This window comes from Bradyrhizobium sp. (genome assembly GCF_049798375.1).
In the GTDB taxonomy this organism is placed as follows: Bacteria; Pseudomonadota; Alphaproteobacteria; order Rhizobiales; family Xanthobacteraceae; genus Bradyrhizobium.
In genome coordinates, this window is record NZ_JBARGP010000785.1 from 1 (window position 1) to 2,153 (window position 2,153).

Here is a 2,153-nt window from a genome sequence, read left to right on the forward strand (position 1 = left end):
CATGGCGCGGCGGATGATGTCGGCGGCGGTGCCCTGCAGCCGTGCGTTGATGGCGGCGCGCTCGTTGAAGGCGCGCACCGAGGCGTTCGACGCCTTGATTTCCGGGTAGTAGCATTTGCGGCCGAACAAGGTGGCGACGTAACCATTCCTGCGGCAGAACTCCTTGGTCTGGTCCATATAGTCGCGGATGCCGGGGAAGCGCTCGAAATACTTCTTGATGTAGGCCGAGGCCTCCTCGCGGGCGATGCCGAGCTGGTTGGCGAGGCCGAACGCGGAGATGCCGTAGATGATGCCGAAATTGATCGCCTTGGCGCGGCGGCGGACCTCGCTCGGCATGTCCTTGATCGGCACGCCGAACATCTCCGACGCCGTCATGGCGTGAATGTCGAGGCCGTCGCGGAATGCCTCGCGCAGCACCGGCACGTCGGCGATCTCGGCCAGCAAACGCAGCTCGATCTGCGAATAGTCGGCCGAGACCAGCTTGTGGCCGGGCGTGGCGATGAAGGCGCGGCGGATCTTGCGGCCGTCCTCGGTGCGCACCGGGATGTTCTGCAGGTTCGGCTCGTTCGACGACAGGCGGCCCGTCGTGGTCGCGGCCAGCGCGTAGGTGGTGTGAACGCGATGGGTCTGCGGATGGACGTAGGTCGGCAGCGCGTCGGTGTAGGTCGATTTCAGCTTCGAGACCTGGCGCCATTCCAGGATCTTGCGCGGCAGCTCGTGACCCTGCTCGGCGAGGTCGTCGAGGATCGACGCCGAGGTCGACCAGGCGCCGGTCTTGGTCTTGCTGCCGCCCGGCAGGCCCATCTTGCCGAACAGGATGTCACCAATCTGCTTGGGGCTGCCGACATTGATCGGCTCACCGGCCAATTCCTGCAGCTCGGCCTCGACCCGCGCCGCGGTCTGGGCGAAATCGCCCGACAGCCGCGAGAGGACTTGTCTGTCGATCGAGATGCCGCGGCGCTCCATGCGCGCCAGCACCGACACCAGCGGCCGCTCCAGGGTCTCGTAGACAGCAGTCATGCGCTCGGCGACCAGCCGCGGCTTCAGCACGTGCCAGAGCCGCAGAACCACATCAGCATCCTCGGCCGAATAGGCGGTGGCGCGATCGATCGCGACCTGGCCGAAGGTCAGCTTGTTCTTGCCGCTGCCGATCAGCTCGCCATGGCTGATGATGGCATGGCCGAGATTGTGCTCGGCGAGGGAGTCGAGCTTTTGCGAGCCGCGGCCGGCGTCGAGCGCATAGGACATCAGCTGCACGTCGTCGGTGTTGACGAGCGTGATGCCCGACTGCGCCAGCAGCACGGCGCAGAACTTGATATTGAAGCCGATCTTCAGAATGCCGGCCGATTCCAGGATCGGCCTCAGCACATCGAGCGCGGCGCGATCCTCGATCTGGTCTGGCGCCAAGCCTGCGTCGAACAGGCCGACGCCATCGCCGGCCTGCCGGTGCGCCAGCGGAATATAGCAGGCATCGTTGGGCGCGAGCGCCAGCGCGATGCCCGAGAGCTCCGCCTGCATCGGGTCGATCGAACTGGCCTTGGTCTCCAAAGCGAGATGGCCGAAATCGTGGACGCGCGCGAGCCAAGCCTTGAGCTGATCGAGGCTACGGATGGTCTGGTACTTGCCGCGATCGATGGGGGCGGACTTGGCTTGCTCGGCGCGCGCAGCGGCGAGCGCCACCGGCGTGCCTTTGCCGCTGGCGGTTTTGTCGGTCCTGAGATCACCGGTGCGTCTTTGGGAGCTCCCTCCCCCCTTGTGGGGGAGGGACGGGGAGGGGGGTAACCCCGAGGCACCGTCTTTGTGAGACCCCTCTCCCTGACCCTCCCCCACAAGGGGGGAGGGAAGGGAGGCAGCGGTGGACGCCCCACTCTTCAACTGCGCATCGGCAGCGACGTCGGCCGGATCGATCTGCGAATAGTCGGCGACGCGACGCGTCAAGGTCGAGAATTCCATCGCCTTCAGGAAGGCGATCAGCTTGCGCGGATCGGGCTCGTGCACGGCCAGGTCGTCGAGCGGCACCTCGAGCGCGACCTTGTCGTCGAGCAGCACCAGCTGGCGCGAGATCCGCGCCTTCTCGGCGTTCTCGATCAAGGCCTCACGCCGCTTCGGCTGCTTGATCTCGGTGGCCCGCGCCAGCAAGCCTTCGAGATCGC

Annotated in this window: 1 protein-coding gene; it reads right to left on the bottom strand. The window is 66.2% G+C overall.

Translation table 11 applies throughout. From position 1 onward, the window contains the following. Positions 1-2,153: DNA polymerase I (gene polA, locus WA702_RS30035; protein ID WP_425114159.1), on the bottom strand; the 2,153-nt coding region annotated here is incomplete at both ends.